Origin of the sequence: Providencia sp. PROV272, from assembly GCF_049901975.1 — a bacterium.
Taxonomy (GTDB): Bacteria; Pseudomonadota; Gammaproteobacteria; order Enterobacterales; family Enterobacteriaceae; genus Providencia; species Providencia stuartii.
In genome coordinates, this window is the sequence record NZ_CP096292.1 from 128,029 (window position 1) to 146,203 (window position 18,175).

Below are 18,175 nucleotides of genomic sequence, written 5' to 3' on the forward strand. Positions count from 1 at the left end.
CACAAGCCATTAACTGCGAGGGTTGTGGCGATTCATATACAGGACCTTAAGAAAACACTTCATTTGAAATTCCTTCTAAGGTCCTGTTCTGTATCGATTTTCGCTGCTTGGTTCGACGGGCATTTTTCGCCAAGTAAACGGCAGCCCATTCCAGACGCTCTCTTATTTCCACCAACACCCGATGAGCCACCGCTTCCAATAACGGGAACCACCAGGTTCCGCTATTTTTCGCCGCTTTCAGTGTGGATAAACCGTCCCCCATCAGCGTCTGAGCTACCCGTCTTTTCATCACCAGCGACAACAGGCTGGCCCACACCAGCCCCTCGGCAATGGCTTTCTGACCTGTCACAAAGCCCTTGAGCCGGTTGTGCGACTTCCACTCCTTAAACAGCAGCTCCACCTGCCAACGACAGCGGTACAGGCTCATCACCCGCTCTGCTGGCCATGCCTCTCGTGGCAGATTGGTCATCCAGATACAGAACCGTTTCTCCTCGGCAAACCAGCGTCGGATCAGCCGATACTCGAACTTGCCCGATTTCACCACCATATCCAGTACCTCTGCCCGACAGTGCCGCCGTCCAGCATCCTTGAGTGACAGGCCCGCCAGCTTCGGCACTTCCCGTTCGTCACCGCGCCATGCCCGGATAATCTTCGGGTTCAGGCTCTTACTACCCCTGACCAGATAGAAACCGCCCGCCTCGTTTAGTTTCGCAAAGTAGGCCATATCGATGTAACCCGCGTCCGCCAACAGCAGGCTGTTATTGAGCCGCTCGGGCTCAGGCAGGAACTGGCGCTCTGACGCCGTATCGGCAGAGACCTGCATGCAAACTGGACTTTGCTCCAATAGAGACATGAGCATATGACACTCGATTGCCGCCGGGCTAATGGTCTTGAACCTTCCCGGAAACACTTCGGCCAGGCTTTTGTGGACGGCAAAGGAAGTACCATCCTGCAACAACACCTGTTTGAATGCGCCAAGGGATGCAGTCTTCATCTGTTGGCCGATACGCAAGGCGATAGCCCGTTCAACCAGCGCCTTCATGAACAGGGCGAACGACGCTTTGCGCAACTGGTTGTGAAAGGGCTTGTAGGAAACCTGATGGGCATCAACCAGTTGCAAGGCATTGAAATGATGGTGCAATCCAGCGATACCATCGACCTGGTCGCAGCCAAGTGCCCGCAAGAGTGCAGTCACCAGCATGGCAGGCGTAATGGCTCGTTTGCGCAAGCAAAATTGGCAGTCACGGGCAATGCGGTCGAGTTCGGCAGGAGAGAGAAGTTGCTCAAGATAGTGGTTGGCATCGATAATGGTCATGGCTTCGTGCGTGGCGGTTTTGTTTGGCGATAAAATCAGATCACAATCGAAGCCATTTTTATATCTATTTCAATTGGTTGCTGCTAAAGATCCTGTACATGTGTGGCGATTTATGTTACTTTAGAGGGGAAAATCCCTAGAACCCCTTAGAGGAGATATCGCGATGCATACGCGGAAGGCAATAACGGAGGCGCTTCAAAAACTCGGAGTCCAAACCGGTGACCTCTTGATGGTGCATGCCTCACTTAAAGCGATTGGTCCGGTCGAAGGAGGAGCGGAGACGGTCGTTGCCGCGTTACGCTCCGCGGTTGGGCCGACTGGCACTGTGATGGGATACGCGTCGTGGGACCGATCACCCTACGAGGAGACTCTGAATGGCGCTCGGCTGGATGACGAAGCCCGCCGTACCTGGCTGCCGTTCGATCCCGCAACAGCCGGGACTTACCGTGGGTTCGACCTGCTGAATCAATTTCTGGTTCAAGCCCCCGGCGCGCGGCGCAGCGCGCACCCCGATGCATCGATGGTCGCGGTTGGTCCGCTGGCTGAAACGCTGACGGAGCCTCACGAACTCGGTCACGCCTTGGGGGAAGGATCGCCCGTCGAGCGGTTCGTTCGCCTTGGCGGGAAGGCCCTGCTGTTGGGTGCGCCGCTAAACTCCGTTACCGCATTGCACTACGCCGAGGCGGTTGCCGATATCCCCAACAAACGGTGGGTGACGTATGAGATGCCGATGCTTGGAAGAGACGGTGAAGTCGCCTGGAAAACGGCATCGGATTACGATTCAAACGGCATTCTCGATTGCTTTGCTATCGAAGGAAAGCCGGATGCGGTTGAAACTATAGCAAATGCTTACGTGAAGCTCGGTCGCCATCGAGAAGGTGTCGTGGGCTTTGCTCAGTGCTACCTGTTCGACGCGCAGGACATCGTGACGTTCGGCGTCACCTATCTTGAGAAGCATTTCGGAACCACTCCGATCGTGCCTCCGCACGAGGCCGTCGAGCGCTCTTGCGAGCCTTCAGGTTAGAGGCCGTCGACAATGATAATCTGGATCAACGGACCTTTCGGCGCCGGAAAGACGACGCTCGCTAAGCGGCTGCGCGATCGGCGTTCCAAATCGCTGATCTTTGACCCCGAGGAAATCGGGTTCGTGGTGAAAGAAACGGTCCCCATGCCAGCGAGCGGAGACTATCAGGATCTCCCCTTGTGGAGGGGACTTACGATCGCGGCGGTCAGGGAGATTCGAAGGAATTACTCGCAGGACATCATCATCCCAATGACGCTCGTGCACCCGGACTATCTGACTGAGATACTCGACGGGGTAAGGCGGATCGACGATCAGCTGCTGCACATCTTTCTGACGCTCAACGAGGACCTATTGCGTCACCGGATCGCGAACCAGACCATGCATCCTGACCCGAATCGAAATGCGGAGATTCGAGAGTGGCGATTAGCGAATGTCGCCCGATGCTTGGCCGCAAGGGAACGGCTTCCATGCACAACCCGTGTTCTCGATAGTGGTGCACACACCAGCGATGAACTCGCAGCGATGGTGCTCGACGGAATCGATGGGCGCACCTGATCGCCTTCGACGCCTGCGCAAAGCGTAGCGCGAGGGTGGCGGGCTCACGACCAAACGCCCAGAGGTCGATCATCGCAGGGATGTTTGGCTTTGTGGTGCGGACGACGGGACTCGAACCCGTACTCTCACAGAGAAGCAGATTTTCGTACCACCTCGACTTTCGCCGCCGTCTGATGACGTTCGTGGTCTGGACTGTCCCTTCGCCATTGCCCGAAGGCTTTAGGCGCCGCCCGTCCAGTCTCTACACCTTCCCCCGAAGGGGCTTGGCTCGGGATTGGCTTAGGGTATTGCCCGTTAGCGTTCCCCGACTTTGAGCGGTTCTACTCCGCGGATTTCCCCGCGGGCACTCCAATTTTAAAGTCTGCTGCGTCTACCGATTTCGCCACGTCCGCCTTTTTTCGCCGTTCCTAGCGCTCGTGCGATGCACCTATGTTGCACCTAGCGCCGAATCGTTCTTCGTCATCCTGAAAAACCACGTCTCCTAAAGCCTTGCATAGCTTATCTTTTCTCCACCACGAACTTTTTTGTGGGATGGTAGAAAAAAAAACAAAATCCAACATTGCCACCTCTGCACAAATCAATCAGAACCACAGGCCTCTCGGCCAAATGCGCCACCAGGGAGAACCCACTTCTGCCCCTCCGGCACAAAAATCGGGAGCGTGTAATCTTCTCTGGATACCTGCTCCAATGCCTCAACATCACTAATCTGTATCGGCGCAACAGCAGAACCTAAATCTATTACGTCGATTTTTTTTCTTGATACCGTCACACCAAAGGTTTGTTCATACTGAGCAATTTTCCCAGCTCGTTCAGGCCAGTAGTGACGGATCGTGGACCAGATACGCTGTGAGTTGTAGATGCAGGTCATACACGACGACCGGCTCCAGCCAAGGCGATAAGGGACTGGGGCCAGGATGCGGTGACGCTCGATTACTTCCCATACCTCCTCCTCAGTCCAATGAAGAACGGGCCTCCAGGCATCAACTAACCGTGCAGTCTTCCCATATCTTCTGTCACAGGCATGAGCCTCAAGCTGGTTGTACTTGGATCTGTTTGCACTTTCCTCCCGGCGCTCACCAGTGATGAAAAGGATCTTCTTCCCCTTGAAGCGCTCCTGGTTATTAAGAGCTCTGCGGCCAACATCGATCTTCAAGGCTGATGAGCACCACCTTGTTTGGAGTGATGGCGATTGCTGAGGGAAACGAAGGCGCGTACCAGGCTTAGAGCGCTTATGGTCTCTAGGCAGCACCAGAAGCCCCTCAGGCGTCTCTACACGATGGGGGTGGCTATAGGCATTGTCTTTGAGCATTTCGCCCTCAAAGCCGCCCTCAAGCCACGAGAAGTACATTGGGATACCCAGTTCTTCCCCGAGCTGACGACAGTAATCACGCATGAAGGCCCAATCCATCAACGAACTGCCTTCCTGACCATCAACATCATGGTGCCAGAACTCCACCTTTGACTTATCAACACCCATGTCCACCAGCCGCAAGTACGCAGCAATCGAGTCTTTGCCTCCAGACAGGCAAACAATGATGTGATCGTACAAACTCAGGTCCACATCCGGAGCGGAGAAGTACGTTGTTCTATCGTCACAACGCTGACTGGAAGATATGCCGGTAAGAACCGACTCCAGTGATGGCAACACCACCTGGTCATCGAACAAATCTCCTTGGTTTTCTCGTCTCAACATAAGTCGCTCTTTTTTCTTTACTGGGTTGTTTTTATGATTTACAGTATTATAAAATGATACTGTGAAAAGTAAAGTTTTCAGAACGACTAATCACTCAGGAGAACTTGATAAGCACCAGAAAGCAATCTAAAGGTGGTTTTTCGGTGAGGTTAGTTCAGGGGCAACCTGCCGCTGCTGATTGGAAATCATCAAGAAGTGGCTTTTTGGTGGGGTTACGGTTTGAAGGGGTGAGTATGTGGGAACGTTGCACGGTTAAAGGGGGCCGCACATGAAAACGATAAAGCGGTTCATCGTATGGGTGAATTACGGTCTTGAGGGTTGGAGCATTTTCGGATCGAGCGATGACTGGGATGAAGCGGTATCCATCCGTTCGGAAGCGATAGACGAATGCAATATTGACGAGGAAGACATCATCTTGGCAGAAAACAAAAACGAGCTGGTGGTAAAACCTGCGGCCAAGCAAATGACGGAGTGGCACCGGGAACTGGAAGCCGTCCTTATGACCTTGGATGACTGCCAGATGGAATGTGACGGTATGACATGGGCAGTAAGCCACCTACTCAATGAAGCGGGTGTACCTCATGACTGCATGTATGGCTTTGTGCGAAACGAACAGACCAAGGACATCGTGACACCGCATTTCTGGGTTGTCCTGGATGATGGGTGGCTGGTGGATCTGAGGCTACGCATGTGGCTGGGCGATCACGACAACATTCCTCACGGGGTATTCCATCCCGATAACGAGCCAGGACTTTTCTACAAGGGAGACCCGGTTCAAAACCATAAAGGGATGAGACTGGGCAAAGCCGTCCTGGACATCATGACCGACGGAAAACTTTCACATGTGAAAGTTCCTGAACGACAAGACGGAGAGTAATAGCGTGGAATTTGATTACGACAAGTCAGTATCAAACGCACATCTTGAGGCCGCAGGCTGGGGTATGGATGCCTTTAACCACTCCAACCCATTTGAGAGTCATGTCATCTATGTGCGTGACTACCGCAACGATCACATCCGCCTGTTCACCATCAAGCAGGCTGACTTCGACACGATAAAGCTGCCGCTTCACCTTACCTCCGACATGCTGGCTTCGGTGATCGCTGAGTTCGTATCGAAGGCAGCAAAAGGGAAGTTGAATACGAAGGAGTCCGACACGCTGGCTCCTGCCTTGGTTGGCTATGCCAAATCAACAGAAACCTACCGGAGCTGGCGGAGAGTTTCTGGAGCAACAGAGCGATTGCATATGGTCATCAATATCTATGCGGGTTCTGAATTGCTGAGACCTTTCATCGCTCGGGCTCCTGAGACCGTCCTGACGACCCAAGAGCTACTGGTCTTCTCATCACAGGTTAAGAGCATGGATGTATCCAATCATCCAGAGTGGTTTAGGGGCCGGAGGTAGTCATGAAGCCAGTTCTCTGGATATTCGTCCTGATCATCGCCCCTTTCGTCATTGCGAAAGTGGACCAATGGCGCAAACGCGGCATTGGAGACACCTGGGCGTGGTGGAAATCAGAGAACATGCCTTATGAGCTGCGCTCGGCCACTCTGTTTTTGTCCGAACAGGACATATCAACCACACAGCCGGTGCCCATGCACGGCAGGGTTGATCAGGTGTACCAAACCAAGAATGGGGTTCTCATTCCCTTGGACACCAAGCTGCGCCAGGTAAACCACATCTATGAGTCGGACATTATCCAGCTCTCGGTTTACCGGGTAATTCTGTCACACAAGTACAAGGCACCCGTTGCCAAGTACGGCTATGTCCGAACCGTTGTTGAGACAGCGGACGGGGATAGAGTCCGTTACATCAAGACAAACCTTCTCAGCGAAAAAGAAGTGGTCAAGCTGTGGCACCGCTATCAATCCATCCGTTCTGGTCAGGTAAAAACCTCCTGTTCCTGTGGCGGAAAGTTTCACATGTGAAAGTTCTGGATTGAATCAGGGTTGCCCGAATTGGGCAGCTAGGCGGGGTTGCATTTTTGAAAAGTCCTGTACGCTGGTTGGTATAGGAGGTGAATAGTGGCCCAGCTTAAACATAACCGCTTCGTCATGTTGGGGTCCTTGGTAGCGACGGTCGTAGCTGCCGCCAATGGCTTGAGTTTTCTCACCCTTATGGCTGGTGGAATGACCCTTCTCCAGTTCATGGCTTGGAAGCAACAAGATGCTGTCCGGAGCCGGTTTAAAGCTGCGAAGGATGCGTTTGAAGCGTTGAACGTCATTGCGTTCGACAAGCACTGGGTAGGTTCAACCGCGACGGTCGCCAAAGTGTCGAACATGATCACTCCGCCCGAACGACTGGATAAGCCCTGGGCGGTGCAAGTTCTGGCCGTGACCAAAGGTGGGACGTGGTTCGCGGTGGATCTGCAAGTGACCGGCACTGACAAGGTTCAGATGCTTAGCCTCCACCAGCTTAGTGAAAAGGCGGCAAAGACCATGCTGGCCTTCGACCTCGAAGTGTATGAGAAATTTTTCGGAAAACCTGATGTTGCATGAGGACAATGTGATGGAAAAAGTCAAAAGCGTAGATGCCGTGGAGTTCACGGCAGCAGATAAGAAGGCGATGACCCATGCGGCATACGCCCAGTGTTTCTTCATTCTGGCCCAAGTGATGGCATTCCCTTCCCTGGGGGTGGCTGGCGCTATGGTTGCTGCTCTGTGCGGCATGATGCCGTGGTTGACCAAGTTCGCCAAAGAGGCTCCATCGAAAGCCTTTGGCATGGTGATGGCTTCACTCTGCCTTGCTCCTGTGTACGGGAAACTCTGTGAGCTGGTGGTCCACGCGATTCAGGGAGCTTGAGCTTATGGGGGTAGTACGAGTTCCCTACCTCTTGGCTGAGCTGAAAGAACGCGGATGTGCTGATGAATCTGCTCTGGCGCAGGTTATGCAGCCTGGATGCCGAATTGGAGAGGAAGACCTGCGGAAGTTGGCCGCAAATTTAGGGCTTGAAGTGTCCGAGCTGGCACCAGCGCCAGAGAACGCGGCCAACACCCGGTTCAAAGCAAAGCTGAGAGGAGGTTTGGCCTCCTTTCTTTTTGAGTACGACGGCTGTTTCCGACATGCAGAAGGCTCCAGCCATGCAGAAATGTTGGGTATCGAGCAAGAAGACGACATAGGTCTTCCGAGTCGAGCTGCTGACGCCATGCTCCTGGAGAAGACGCTTTACCAGGTAATCGCTCGGGCTAAGTACATGCTCGGCAAAATCGACAGCAAGTTTGTCAGGTCAGAACAAGCAATCGAGTTCCGTGAGCAACTTGCTCCTGGGATCTTCAAACCAGGTTACAGAGGTTTCCGATTCAAGGAGGCTGCCGCTGGTGATTTGCCTACTGTCATGATTGACGGTCGGAAGTTCAACTGCGTTGCCAGCATAGCCAGAGCACATGGACTTGATCCGGTAACGGTGCGTAGGCGCATTGCGGACACCGGGAAGGCCGCAGACAAACTCTCCAATGATGAGTGGAAGCTCATCCTCGCCAAGAAAAAAGGTAAAGGGAAACCCTTCACCTATCTGGACAGGACCTACAGCAACATTGCTCAGTTCTGTCGTGAGCATCAGCTCAACACCAACCTTGTTTACCAGAAAGTCAAAGACCGGGCTGATAGCGCTGATGAAGAGTTCTGGGGACTGATAATCGAAACATGCAAAAGGAAAAACTAATGGCAGAAAACAAAGAGATCCCCTGGGAGAAAGAACTCATTGAGAAGTACATGTTCACCCTGCATAAAGAGCAGGTGAAAGACCGGCGCTGGCGGACCATGTTGCGTGTGCTTCGCGCATCTGGTTTCGTGCTTCTCATGATCGGCTTCATCATTTTGGCATCTAATCCGGGTGGGATGCCGTGGCAAAGCGCCAAGGCAGGAGCCCCTCACACCGCGTATATCAACATCCGTGGTGAAATTGCTGCTGGCACTCTGGCCGATGCTGATCACCTTATCCCGTCCATCCAAGCTGCATTCGACAACCCGAACTCACAAGCTATCGTGCTTCGCATAAACAGCCCTGGCGGTAGCCCGGTTCAAGCAGGACGGATTTATGACGAAGTGAAGGCGCAGCGAGCCCTTCATCCGGAGAAAAAGGTCTACGCCATCATTGATGACATCGGTGCCTCTGGCGGTTACTACATCGCCTCTGCTGCGGATGAAATCTATGCTGACCGCGCCAGCCTTGTCGGTTCTATCGGCGTCATCAGCTCGGGGTTTGGATTCACCGGCTTGATGGACAAGCTCGGCATCGAGCGCCGGGCTATCACTTCCGGAGAGCACAAAGCGCTTCTCGACCCATTCTCCCCTCTTACCTCTGACATGAAGAAATTCTGGGAGGGCGTTCTATCGAAAACCCACCAGCAGTTCATCGAACGAGTGAAGGCTGGGCGGGGTGATCGACTGAAAGACGACCCAGAGGTGTTTTCTGGATTGCTCTGGAACGGGGAGCAGGCCAAAGACATTGGGCTGATTGATGGCCTGGGTAGTTTGAACTCCGTGGCGCGAGACGTCATCCACCAGAGCAACTTGGTGGACTACACACCAACCGAAGACATCATCCGGCGACTGACCCAACGAGCGAAGCTCGAAGCCAGTTCCTTCGTGCAAGAACTCAGCGCTGTGAAAGTTTACTGATAGGAGCAGTTTGATATGACAGAACAAAGTACCAAATCACTACGTCTCGGGGTTGTTGCCGCCATTCTTTTGGGGCTCGTAGGAACCGGGTTCGGGATCTACCAGTTCGTGAAAGAGAAGGATCTGGCGCAAGAGATCGCCAACGTGAAGTCTACGGTCAACCAGGTGAAGGATGCCGAAGGCGTCACCTTCAAAAGCAAGGCAGAGTTTGAAGCTGCTGTGGCCGAAAGCATCAACAAGTTTGTCGCGCAGAAACAACAAGCCGACATCGATCAGAAGTATGCCCAGTTCGAGGCAGCACCTGAGAAGGTCGAAGAAGGCAAACACATCTACGGGGACCTTGGTGCTCGGTTCACGCTGGTGGAGTTCTCCGATATGGAGTGCCCATTCTGCAAGCGATTCCACGACACACCCAAACAAATTGTGGATGCCAGCAAAGGCAATGTGAATTGGCAGTGGAAGCACATGCCTCTCGATTTCCATAACCCGGCAGCTCACAAGGAAGCTCTGGCCGCTGAATGTATTGCTGAGCAGAAGGGCAACCGTGGCTTCTGGGTCTTCGTTAACGACATTTTCCACCATACCCAGGGGAATGGTGGCGGTGTTGCTGACCTGGCCTCTGTTGTCACTGGTGTTGGTGCTGATCTGGATGCGTTCCGGGAGTGCCTCGGCTCAGGAAAGTACGAAGACAAGGTTGAAGCTGACATCCAGAAAGCCAAGAGCTATGGCGTCAACGGGACACCAGCCACTTTTGTAGTGGACAACCATACCGGCAAGAGCCAGCTTCTCGGCGGCGCTCAACCGGCGCAAGCCATCATGGCCGTGATGCGAAAAATGATGATTGAGTCGCAACAAGACGACTCCGCGAACCAATAAAAACTTTCACATGTGAAAGTGGAGTGAGAACTGATGATCAAGATTACAACTAAATTGGGATGCCTTCTGGCGGGGCTGCTTGTCCTGTCGGCTTGCTCAAGCGTCCCTCAGCCAAACAACGAATACGCGAAGGCCTTGGATGATACCAAACAGGTATGCGCTGCCTGTGCCCTGGTTGGTAATGACCTGCTGGTTGCCCTCAACAAGTCATGCGACACCCCAATGACCCCCGAGACTCTTACAAGCGTCATGAACAGTAACCCGATGTTTGCCGCCATGATGGCAATTAACTCCATAGGTGGAACCGACTTCTATCAGGTTTACCGTGATGCGGCCATAGACACCCTGCGGTGCAATGAAATGGACAGTTGGCCTGATCGGACCAAGGTGCGTTTCCAGCAGCCCGACATGCAAAAGGCGCTGGCCTTGAGGGTTTCTGCCAGACAGCAGAAGGCAAATTAACTTTCACATGTGAAAGTCAGGCTCTCCGGGGCCTGATTTCACTATGAGGTGAATCTATGGAGTTACAAGAAGCAAAAGAGGCTCTCGATAGCCTTCATCCACACAAGGCCTCAGCGCCTTTGAGGCTTGTCATCCACCAGCCAGGTGGGATTGGTGGAACCCCTACAGTGGGGGTGAAAGCTATTCACGCAGGCTTTGACTGGGACAGCAACACCATCCTGATCTATCCGGAAGAGCAGCTCACCCGGTTGACGCCGGATGAGGTCGCCGCCATCACGAAGTCAGTATCGAAAGGACAGTCCTGGCATTCATATCAGCAGTTCAAGAAGTATCGGGAGCAGTTGGCCGAAGCCACGGAAGAAATTAATAGGCTCAGGGCTGAGCTGGGCAGGTATCAGAATAACGGGAGGGGGTAATGCTAAAACGCGGAATTATCAATCTCGCTGCTAGTTACATCATTGTTGATGCCCTACTCCGGAATGCAGCAATTTGGATCTTTGGCTTGTCCTTCTCCGTTGGTGGCACTTACGTCACTGGCGAGGCCAGTACATGGGTCGTTTACCTAGCCACTTCTGGTGCCATGACACTCTGTTCTGTCGTAACAGCCTACCTGCTCGTGACCTATCACCGCTGGGGGCTGATGACGGCCAGGGTCTGGTTGCTATTGAGTGCCTGCCTAAACGGCTATGCCGTCTATTTGAGTAGCCACAACATCCAGTTGGTGGTGGCACTGCTTTCCAGCCTGTTTATTGCTTTGTGGATGCTCAAGACCCTTGAGCAACCAGCAGTGAAGGGGACGTACAAGGTAATCGCTGATCTTCACCGTCAGCTATGGGGAATGTTGAAGGGGCAAACACAATGACGACGAATACTCAAAACGCGAACGCCAACCAGGTTCGGTCTTTACGCGACATGCTTGTCCCCGCCCTGTTGTTCTATGTGGTGATGACGGCCATGTTTGTGGGTCTTGACGCATTCATGGATAAACCCACCAGCATGAACCTGCCATTTATGCCGTTCCTTGTCTCGATGGTGAGTTTTACCAGTGACGCACGTCGAGCGTGGGACTGGCGAAACGGGACCAAGGTTGTAGCTGTATTGACTGCGGTAGCCATGCTGTTGGCATTCATCTATCAGCTCGCGGTCGGAGAGATGAATCTCTTAGGGGTTGGTATATACCCGGCCACAGCCATCCTTCTGTTGGCAATCTCCTGGGTGATTCGCGCTATCGGAAAGACAGCACCTTTCCAGTTCCTGGGGAGACACCTGGCGCGGTTTGGTGCATCGAAGTGGGTCCAGCGTACCGCCGCAGTCATTGTGCTCGCGGGAGGCCTTGCCATCACTATCTATGCCTACTGGCTTAACCACGGGAGCTGATGATGATCATTGCAACGAAGAACGGCTTTCTGGTGGCCGCAGAACTAATCAGGGAAGAGGCCGGGTACTGGCTACTACAGCCTCGTGACCAAAAGACGCCGGTCAGGGTGAATAAGCAGGATAACAATAAACGCGCTTTCACGCATATGGGAGACGCCCTTCGCTGGGCCGGTGATCCTGAGCTTGCAAAGCAATTCGATGCCGAGGGGGAAGAACATGCAAATTCGTGACTACATGACAAAGTTGTTTGACGCATTTGGTGATGTGGAGGAAGTCACCCGAGAAATGCTTCTGGAGCAGGCGGAGCTCATTCATACGATCAGCGATAAGTGTCAGAGCACAGGCCTGTTTCTGGATAGTCAGGTTCGTTTCAACCAGTTCGTTCAAGAGATTGAGGCTGACGACAAGGTAGAGGATCGGTTGCTTCATGCTTGGTGCTGGGTAATGGACCGAATAGTGAAGGCTCCAACATCCTTTCACATGGATGGGGCTGTGATTTTGACAATGCCTCTGGTCGCCAGATACCTGCCACCGGTTGAACAGGAGCCGGAAACCATCGTGGTGAATCTCGATGAGGACTACAAGGCTCCTGTAGGCAACCAAACGCTCTGCGAGCTCGTTATGGAACGGAGGCATTGGCCGCAAGGTGCAACCTGTGCGACCCAAGAAGCGGACGGGGGAGTCCTCTACTGGGACGCCCCGGTTGATGTGGTAGAGGAAGGCAGAAAGGTCGCCGGTAAGCACGGCATGATGGCCGAGATCGGATTGAAACATCAGGTTGATGCCTGGTATGCAGATATGGACGAAACACGGCTCGCAACCGATTGGAACACCGCCGTCATTACGCCTCACTGCTTGCTGCTTTCCTATCTGGATGTGCTTCAAAAGAACAAAGTTCCCTTTGATGAAGGTGTGCAGCTCGCTGCCGAATGGGTGAAGCAACTTGGCGGGGAATTTCGTGAAGACACTGAGGAAGCGCCGGAAGCTGAGGCTTCAGTGCTTTCCCTGGGGAGAGCCACGGCTCATTGCTTTAAACCCTATCCGGACACAAAAAATTTCTATTACGAGGCCTAAGCCTCACCCAAACAGGAGGATCAACATGCGATACCAGGTATTTAAAACGAAGGAAGGGGGCCAGCCGGTGTTTACGGCACCGTGGTACTGGTTGGCCTCTGCCATTGCTCACTGGTCATCTCTTAACTGGGATGCCTGTCGAATCGTAGACAGCAAGGTGGATGAAACAAGGCTCTGTTGGGCCAAGGCTCTACCGGCTGGGAAAAAAAAGTAATTTGGATGGAGTGATTATGAGGTTAGGTTTTGTGAAAAATACGGGGGTTTCAGCGTTCCTGGTAGCCATGCTGGTGGTGGCCCCTCAGGTATGGGCAGAAACCTTTACTGCGAAGGTTGTGGGGGTGTCTGACGGTGATACGGTCAAGGTCCTGACTGAACAAAGCTGTGACTCCGGGAAAGATTGCCGGAGCGGCAAAATCCAGTACCGGGTAAGGCTGGCGGAAATCGACACCCCAGAGAAGAAACAACCCTACGGCTCAAAGGCGAAACAGGCGTTGTCCGATCTGGTGTTTGGTCGAATGATTAAAGTCGAGCAAATCGACAAAGACCGTTATGGCCGTCTGGTCGCCAACCTTTATGTCGATGGCAAATGGGTCAATGCCGAAATGGTCCGTTCTGGGAGTGCGTGGGTGTACCGGCAGTACGCCAAAACACCGGAGCTGTTCAAGCTGGAGGCCGAAGCCAAAGCCGATAAGCGAGGTCTCTGGGCATTACCGGAATCGGAGAGAACTCCCCCTTGGGAGTGGCGAAGAAAGCACTAACCACACCCCAGAGTATGCAGGTGTAAACAGTAACCAAGAAAACAAACAGGAATAACGATGAACAAAAGTGAACTGATTATGAAAGTGGCCGAAGACGCTGACATTAGCAAAGCAAAGGCCGAAGCTGCGGTAAATGCGCTGATCAACTCAGTGACAGAGGAGCTTAAAGCGGGTGGGACAGTAGCGCTCACTGGGTTTGGTACTTTCCACGTTAAGGAACGCGCAGCGCGAACCGGGCGGAATCCCCAGACTGGAGAGAACATCCAGATCGCGGCGGCCAACATTCCTGGGTTCAAAGCTGGTAAGGGGTTGAAAGACTCCGTGAACTAGATCTTAATCATGTGACACATGAATAAGGTTTACATAAGGCTCCTTCGTGGGAGCCTTATTCATATCAGACATGAATAAGGGGAAGGGATGAGATTGTCGTCAACTCAAAAAGACGTTTTGTTCATTCTATACGCAATTGAGGCCGGTGGAAAAGCCGAGCCTGTACCAGGTGTAAAAATACTGGAGATGATCAATTCAGCTCGCCAGAGCGGTATTCATGGAACGAACTTCCGAACGTCATGCCACACGCTGGTGGAGAACGGCCTGTTGAACAAGTACCGGAATGCTTCTCTAAAGCTGGCCTTTAGGCTGACCGACGATGGCAGGGAACGTGCAGGAGAGATATACCGAAAACGGCTGGAAGAAGAGCAAGAGAAGTAATACGCCCCATAACGGGGCGTATCGAGTTAAACGGCAAAGCCGTAGTGGGTGCCGTCCGGAAGTTCAACATCGAGGCGTAGCTTGCCACCGGAGGCCTCAACGTACCGCTTAATGGACGACAGCTTGAGATCTCGTCCAGGTTTTTCCATCTCGGAGACTGTCGGCTGTCTCACACCCAGAGATGCAGCAATTTCCCCCTGGGTAAGGTTCATGCGATCACGAAGCTCTGCCAAGTGGATGTTCAGTAACATCTCAGTGGCCGCTTTCTGTGCTTTGGCAACAACCTCAGGCTTTTCTGTTGCCAGCATTTGGTCAAGAGTTCTTGCCATAACGTCACTCCTTCTTCAATTTATCCAAGTGCGCCGCAAACTCACGGTCTGCAATTGGGATCATTACTTCATAAAACCTTTTCTCGTCCCCGGTCTTGTTACCGGCGCAGAGAAGAATCCCCTTACGCTTTGGATCGAACGCAAAGAACGCTCTGATAGGATCTCCTTTGCTTTGGACCCGAAGCTCTTTCATGTTGCTGTAGGATGAACCGTTAACAGTATCCGCGTATGGCCTCGACAGCATGGGGCCTCTATCTCGCAGCACCATCATCGAAGCCAGCACGTTTGCTCTATCGGTATCATCCAGAGCATCGAACCACTCATCAAAGGTGTCGGTTGTCTCGATGACCCACATGATTTCTCCTTACTTAATATAGGTGCAATCCTATATAGATTCAAACCTATAATCAAGAAAAATCGGCGGCGATGGGGGCCGAAATGTCAGTAAGTAGTCATGTGACTAAAATAGGGGGTAGAATAAGCCTCGATATAGTCATGTGACTAAAAGGTGTCCTGAATGAACAACCTACCCCTACTGCTCGATGCAAGAGAAGCCATTGACTACTACCACCAGCATCCAGGCATGACTGATGCAGAAAAGGCCTATGTGGTCGCGTTCCTAAGCGGAGAGGGGCGTTCAAACAGTCAGATCAGAGAGGATCTGGGTATTGAGAAGGTCTATACGGTTACACACCTGAAACGCGCCGGTACGCTATCGGAGGAAGAGCTAACACTCTGGCTCAGAAATCCACGCAAGATCACCCTGGGGCATGTGAGGGCCGTGGCTAAGTTACCTTTCAGCAAGAGAGAAAAGCTCCTGAGGGATCTCCTGCATACCAGGACACCGGTTCATAAATTTGAGGCGATAGCGAAGGGCAAAGAAGTGGACAGGGATGCAGACATTAAGCGCCTGGAGACCCTGATGAGCGATGCTACGGGTAGGCCTATCAAAGTTCGCTATAACCCCGCGAAGCGCTCCGGGGAACTGACGCTGGGATTCTTCACGCTCGATGACCTGGATGACGTGTGCAAGGCTTTGGGGTTTGATCCAAGCGAGCAGATGTAAACCAGAAAACTTTCACATGTGAAAGTCTTGCAAGGTGTCTTTTTATTGTTTACAGTATCATAAAATGAATCTGTAAAGGTGCGCGATGAATGTGCTTCCAACGAAAAGCTGGCCTTGGGCGTTATAACTCAACCAGACCTGAGTGGCTGGCGGCGTACCGAAACGCAAGATGTATGAGAAGCTCAGGTAAAGAACCTGATGCTTCTCTTTCCGGGATAGCTTGGAAGGCGCAACTCATTGTTGCCCATGAAAGAGGCAGAATTGACAGCCTGGCTGTCCCTTTGGATGCCAGATTGATAGCAAAGAACCTCATCGACGAGATCCTTGCTGAGGAGAACTGATGGACGAAAAAATTACCTACGAAGAAATGCTTGAACAACTCGACCAGAAAGGCATCCGCGTCACCAACGGGGCGAGACGGCTTTATGTCGCGTTGAACAACGGAGTCAAAGCTGAGGTGCTGGGTAACTGCGGTCCCGCCACAATCAGCTTGGTTGACGGGATGATTGTTGTGGAAGAGCAGACTCTCCACTAAGGGCAGCAGCATGGGCAAAAAAGTACACATCATTTGTGGAAAGTGCGGCAGTGACGAGATGAACTTTGTCATCAATGAACACTGTCCAGACGATCCCCAGAATGTTGCCAGTATGTCCTGCTCAAATTGTTGCGAACTGACAGGCATAGCCGAGTGGTCGGAATTTAATGGACGTGAGCTGAAAGGTGAAGCCGTCGCCCTATCAACACCGGCAAACGTGAATGCTCTTCTAGGATTGCTTCGCCAGGCGATGGACAGCGTTGAGTATCGCCTCTATGGCGGGGACATGTCATTGAGCGGTAATGATGCTGCCGAACTCATAGACCTCCAGGAGCGAGCTGAGAAGGTCTTGTCTGTTCTTCGGAGTGATCAGCATGAGTGATTTATACGAACCGCTTGAGTTTGTGTTCTGCGGCTTTAGGAAAGGGGACGCTGGGCTATTTATCTCGGTAGCCACTTTGCGCGATGGTGTTTTAGGCCGTGAGATGTATTTCTCAAAGGGAAAAAGCAAAAGGCGCTGGGTTGTCGGTGGCATTTACTCAGGGGCCTCGTTTTCGGACAACGGAGCAAAAGGTCTGGATGATGCTCATTACGTTAAAGCATGGGAAGTGCAAGGCGACAAGATAGAGTGGCAAGCAAAAAGCGAGCAAGCCGAAGCCTTGGCGCGAAGCGAGAAACTTGAAGCCGACGATAGGAAGCGCAATGAACTCGAAGAGCTGATGCTACCCATCAGGAAGCAATATGGGGCATTAACAAAGCGACGTGATAGGGCAGGGGCCGCAGCTCTTGAAGAAGCTGTCCTGAGAGCGCTGAGAGCGCCCATCAGGAAGGCTGAGGAGAAATAACCGTGGAGCCAGTCTTAGCTAAAGCATTCGCCGGTTTTAAAGTCGTAGCTGTAAGTGCCCATCAGATTGGCTTTTCGGCTTTTCTTGCCATTGGTGTTTGCTGGCGCTTTAGGGGTCGCAAGTACGCCATAGAACAGGATACCAACAAGTGCCGCTTGCCACGCGAAAACAGCAACCAGAATCCAAAAAGCAGCAGCCAGAACCGGCAGTTTGTGCAGAAGGTTGAGCACCGACTTGGCCCAAATCACTGCCGGGATAGCCAGCACTGCGTAACCCCAGTTGGTGGCCTCAAGCATAGCCAGGCCAAGAATAACAACAGCCATCAGCGCGATATTCAGTACATGTTTCATGGTCATCTCTCCTTTTCAACTTACACTTTTATCCTATCACAGCATTAAAAAATGCAACTGTGAAAGGGCATTTTTCATTCAAAAAGAGGTGACACTTTGAGTGCAATTATCAGCAAGTGCGGCATGTACAGATACCGTCTGGAAAGGGATGTGCAACCCGAAGGCCTTGTGTTCGGTTATTTTGGTGTAAACGGCTCTACGGCCACGGCCACCGAGGACGATCACACGGTCAGAAAGTGGATAGGGTTTACCAAGGTCAACGGAGGGAGGCGATTCATAGTCGGTAATGCTTTTGCTTTTCGGGCGACCGACGTTCGAGAGCTGGCTACGGCGGTTGATCCTGTCGGGCCTGAAAATGAAATCCACTTGGAAAGGATTATTCGGGATGCTGATGTCTTGGTGCCCTGCTGGGGGAGCCGAACTAAGCTGCCTAAGTCTTTGCATGTTCATTTGGACAGGCTTTTAGAGCAGCTCGTTGCATCTGGGAAGCCGGTATTGGCATTTGGCGTGACTGGTTCGGGGGACCCGAAGCACCCACTAATGCTTGGATATTCGACAAAACTTGTGCCCTGGGGAGGAAAATAAT

Annotated in this window: 31 protein-coding genes; 26 read left to right on the forward strand and 5 right to left on the reverse strand. The window is 52.5% G+C overall.

Going from position 1 to position 18,175, the window contains the following annotated elements; all coding sequences use genetic code 11:
* Positions 1–46: 46 nt before the first annotated feature.
* The gene (locus tag M1E93_RS19685) at positions 47–1,315 is read right to left on the reverse strand and encodes an IS4-like element ISAeme4 family transposase (protein WP_041206016.1); all 1,269 of its coding nucleotides are present in this window, start codon (positions 1,313–1,315) and stop codon (positions 47–49) included.
* 163 nt (positions 1,316–1,478) lie between these two features.
* On the opposite strand from M1E93_RS19685, the gene aac(3)-IId reads away from it, so the two are divergent.
* Together aac(3)-IId and M1E93_RS19695 are read left to right on the forward strand one after the other, a co-directional pair.
* Entirely contained in the window at positions 1,479–2,339 is an 861-nt protein-coding gene (aac(3)-IId, locus tag M1E93_RS19690) for an aminoglycoside N-acetyltransferase AAC(3)-IId (protein WP_426207298.1), read from the forward strand.
* A 12-nt stretch (positions 2,340–2,351) separates the two neighbouring features.
* Complete coding sequence (locus M1E93_RS19695) at positions 2,352–2,894, forward strand: AAA family ATPase (RefSeq protein ID WP_000587837.1); 543 nt, start codon at positions 2,352–2,354, stop codon at positions 2,892–2,894.
* A 577-nt stretch (positions 2,895–3,471) separates the two neighbouring features.
* On the opposite strand, the gene M1E93_RS19700 is transcribed toward M1E93_RS19695, so the two are convergent.
* Positions 3,472–4,587 carry a phosphoadenosine phosphosulfate reductase family protein gene (locus M1E93_RS19700; protein ID WP_000946102.1) on the reverse strand — a complete coding sequence of 372 codons (1,116 nt, stop codon included), beginning with the start codon at positions 4,585–4,587 and terminating at the stop codon, positions 3,472–3,474.
* A 143-nt stretch (positions 4,588–4,730) separates the two neighbouring features.
* On the opposite strand from M1E93_RS19700, the gene M1E93_RS19705 reads away from it, so the two are divergent.
* From M1E93_RS19705 to M1E93_RS19795, 19 genes are all read left to right on the forward strand, one after another.
* Positions 4,731–4,859: a hypothetical protein gene (locus M1E93_RS19705; RefSeq protein ID WP_002210560.1), complete on the forward strand. Its 129-nt coding sequence runs from the start codon at positions 4,731–4,733 to the stop codon at positions 4,857–4,859.
* Positions 4,856–5,464, forward strand: coding sequence for a hypothetical protein (locus M1E93_RS19710; protein ID WP_000849071.1), 609 nt, complete (start codon positions 4,856–4,858; stop codon positions 5,462–5,464). Before M1E93_RS19705 ends, M1E93_RS19710 begins: the two co-directional genes overlap by 4 nt.
* 4 nt (positions 5,465–5,468) lie before the next feature.
* On the forward strand, positions 5,469–5,990 hold the full coding sequence (locus tag M1E93_RS19715) for a hypothetical protein (protein ID WP_000393785.1): 522 nt from the start codon (positions 5,469–5,471) through the stop codon (positions 5,988–5,990).
* Between the two features lie 2 nt (positions 5,991–5,992).
* Complete coding sequence (locus tag M1E93_RS19720) at positions 5,993–6,514, forward strand: hypothetical protein (protein ID WP_000805800.1); 522 nt, start codon at positions 5,993–5,995, stop codon at positions 6,512–6,514.
* A 96-nt stretch (positions 6,515–6,610) separates the two neighbouring features.
* Positions 6,611–7,084, forward strand: coding sequence for a hypothetical protein (locus M1E93_RS19725; RefSeq protein WP_000057877.1), 474 nt, complete (start codon positions 6,611–6,613; stop codon positions 7,082–7,084).
* Positions 7,085–7,094: 10 nt separating this feature from the next.
* Positions 7,095–7,388 carry a hypothetical protein gene (locus tag M1E93_RS19730; protein ID WP_001370730.1) on the forward strand — a complete coding sequence of 98 codons (294 nt, stop codon included), beginning with the start codon at positions 7,095–7,097 and terminating at the stop codon, positions 7,386–7,388.
* Positions 7,389–7,392: 4 nt separating this feature from the next.
* Entirely contained in the window at positions 7,393–8,247 is an 855-nt protein-coding gene (locus M1E93_RS19735; protein WP_000539392.1) for a hypothetical protein, read from the forward strand.
* Positions 8,247–9,206: a S49 family peptidase gene (locus tag M1E93_RS19740; protein ID WP_000829616.1), complete on the forward strand. Its 960-nt coding sequence runs from the start codon at positions 8,247–8,249 to the stop codon at positions 9,204–9,206. Before M1E93_RS19735 ends, M1E93_RS19740 begins: the two co-directional genes overlap by 1 nt.
* A gap of 15 nt (positions 9,207–9,221) precedes the next feature.
* Positions 9,222–10,082 (forward strand): DsbA family protein, encoded by an 861-nt coding sequence (locus tag M1E93_RS19745; RefSeq protein WP_000139698.1) that lies wholly within the window; start codon positions 9,222–9,224, stop codon positions 10,080–10,082.
* Positions 10,083–10,115: 33 nt separating this feature from the next.
* On the forward strand, positions 10,116–10,544 hold the full coding sequence (locus M1E93_RS19750) for a hypothetical protein (protein ID WP_000591074.1): 429 nt from the start codon (positions 10,116–10,118) through the stop codon (positions 10,542–10,544).
* Positions 10,545–10,600: 56 nt separating this feature from the next.
* Complete coding sequence (locus tag M1E93_RS19755) at positions 10,601–10,960, forward strand: hypothetical protein (RefSeq protein WP_000422768.1); 360 nt, start codon at positions 10,601–10,603, stop codon at positions 10,958–10,960.
* Complete coding sequence (locus tag M1E93_RS19760) at positions 10,960–11,406, forward strand: Fe3+-siderophore ABC transporter permease (protein ID WP_000919345.1); 447 nt, start codon at positions 10,960–10,962, stop codon at positions 11,404–11,406. The genes M1E93_RS19755 and M1E93_RS19760 overlap by 1 nt, the downstream gene beginning before the upstream one ends.
* Positions 11,403–11,921, forward strand: a complete 519-nt coding sequence (locus M1E93_RS19765; protein ID WP_000210756.1) for a nitrite reductase — start codon at positions 11,403–11,405, stop codon at positions 11,919–11,921. Before M1E93_RS19760 ends, M1E93_RS19765 begins: the two co-directional genes overlap by 4 nt.
* The gene (locus M1E93_RS19770) at positions 11,921–12,151 is read left to right on the forward strand and encodes a hypothetical protein (RefSeq protein ID WP_000972663.1); all 231 of its coding nucleotides are present in this window, start codon (positions 11,921–11,923) and stop codon (positions 12,149–12,151) included. The genes M1E93_RS19765 and M1E93_RS19770 overlap by 1 nt, the downstream gene beginning before the upstream one ends.
* Positions 12,138–12,995: a hypothetical protein gene (locus M1E93_RS19775; protein WP_001167032.1), complete on the forward strand. Its 858-nt coding sequence runs from the start codon at positions 12,138–12,140 to the stop codon at positions 12,993–12,995. Before M1E93_RS19770 ends, M1E93_RS19775 begins: the two co-directional genes overlap by 14 nt.
* Positions 12,996–13,062: 67 nt before the next feature.
* On the forward strand, positions 13,063–13,209 hold the full coding sequence (locus tag M1E93_RS19780) for a hypothetical protein (protein ID WP_014342196.1): 147 nt from the start codon (positions 13,063–13,065) through the stop codon (positions 13,207–13,209).
* 16 nt (positions 13,210–13,225) lie between these two features.
* On the forward strand, positions 13,226–13,753 hold the full coding sequence (locus M1E93_RS19785) for a thermonuclease family protein (protein ID WP_001236377.1): 528 nt from the start codon (positions 13,226–13,228) through the stop codon (positions 13,751–13,753).
* Positions 13,754–13,810: 57 nt separating this feature from the next.
* Positions 13,811–14,083 (forward strand): HU family DNA-binding protein, encoded by a 273-nt coding sequence (locus M1E93_RS19790; RefSeq protein ID WP_001043047.1) that lies wholly within the window; start codon positions 13,811–13,813, stop codon positions 14,081–14,083.
* An 87-nt stretch (positions 14,084–14,170) separates the two neighbouring features.
* Complete coding sequence (locus M1E93_RS19795) at positions 14,171–14,464, forward strand: chromosome segregation protein ParM (RefSeq protein ID WP_001239997.1); 294 nt, start codon at positions 14,171–14,173, stop codon at positions 14,462–14,464.
* A gap of 26 nt (positions 14,465–14,490) precedes the next feature.
* Here the strand turns inward: M1E93_RS19795 and M1E93_RS19800 are convergent, their stop codons facing one another.
* A complete protein-coding gene (locus M1E93_RS19800) occupies positions 14,491–14,793 on the reverse strand; it encodes an XRE family transcriptional regulator (RefSeq protein ID WP_000124640.1) in 303 nt (100 codons plus the stop codon).
* A 4-nt stretch (positions 14,794–14,797) separates the two neighbouring features.
* A complete protein-coding gene (locus tag M1E93_RS19805) occupies positions 14,798–15,148 on the reverse strand; it encodes a type II toxin-antitoxin system RelE/ParE family toxin (protein ID WP_000270043.1) in 351 nt (116 codons plus the stop codon).
* Positions 15,149–15,310: 162 nt separating this feature from the next.
* Between M1E93_RS19805 and M1E93_RS19810 the strand changes: the two genes are divergently transcribed.
* The 4 genes from M1E93_RS19810 (at position 15,311) to M1E93_RS19825 (ending at position 17,239) form a co-directional block, all read left to right on the forward strand.
* On the forward strand, positions 15,311–15,859 hold the full coding sequence (locus M1E93_RS19810; protein WP_001061574.1) for a transcriptional regulator: 549 nt from the start codon (positions 15,311–15,313) through the stop codon (positions 15,857–15,859).
* A 340-nt stretch (positions 15,860–16,199) separates the two neighbouring features.
* Entirely contained in the window at positions 16,200–16,394 is a 195-nt protein-coding gene (locus tag M1E93_RS19815) for a hypothetical protein (protein ID WP_000343597.1), read from the forward strand.
* Positions 16,395–16,404: 10 nt separating this feature from the next.
* The gene (locus M1E93_RS19820; RefSeq protein ID WP_000516916.1) at positions 16,405–16,776 is read left to right on the forward strand and encodes a hypothetical protein; all 372 of its coding nucleotides are present in this window, start codon (positions 16,405–16,407) and stop codon (positions 16,774–16,776) included.
* The gene (locus M1E93_RS19825; RefSeq protein ID WP_001281821.1) at positions 16,769–17,239 is read left to right on the forward strand and encodes a hypothetical protein; all 471 of its coding nucleotides are present in this window, start codon (positions 16,769–16,771) and stop codon (positions 17,237–17,239) included. The genes M1E93_RS19820 and M1E93_RS19825 overlap by 8 nt, the downstream gene beginning before the upstream one ends.
* A gap of 14 nt (positions 17,240–17,253) precedes the next feature.
* Here M1E93_RS19825 and M1E93_RS19830 read toward each other — a convergent pair whose 3' ends face one another.
* On the reverse strand, positions 17,254–17,589 hold the full coding sequence (locus M1E93_RS19830) for a hypothetical protein (protein ID WP_000683476.1): 336 nt from the start codon (positions 17,587–17,589) through the stop codon (positions 17,254–17,256).
* 96 nt (positions 17,590–17,685) lie between these two features.
* Here M1E93_RS19830 and M1E93_RS19835 point away from each other — a divergent pair, with 96 nt between their 5' ends.
* Complete coding sequence (locus tag M1E93_RS19835; protein ID WP_001273096.1) at positions 17,686–18,174, forward strand: DUF1643 domain-containing protein; 489 nt, start codon at positions 17,686–17,688, stop codon at positions 18,172–18,174.
* Position 18,175 lies beyond the last annotated feature (1 nt).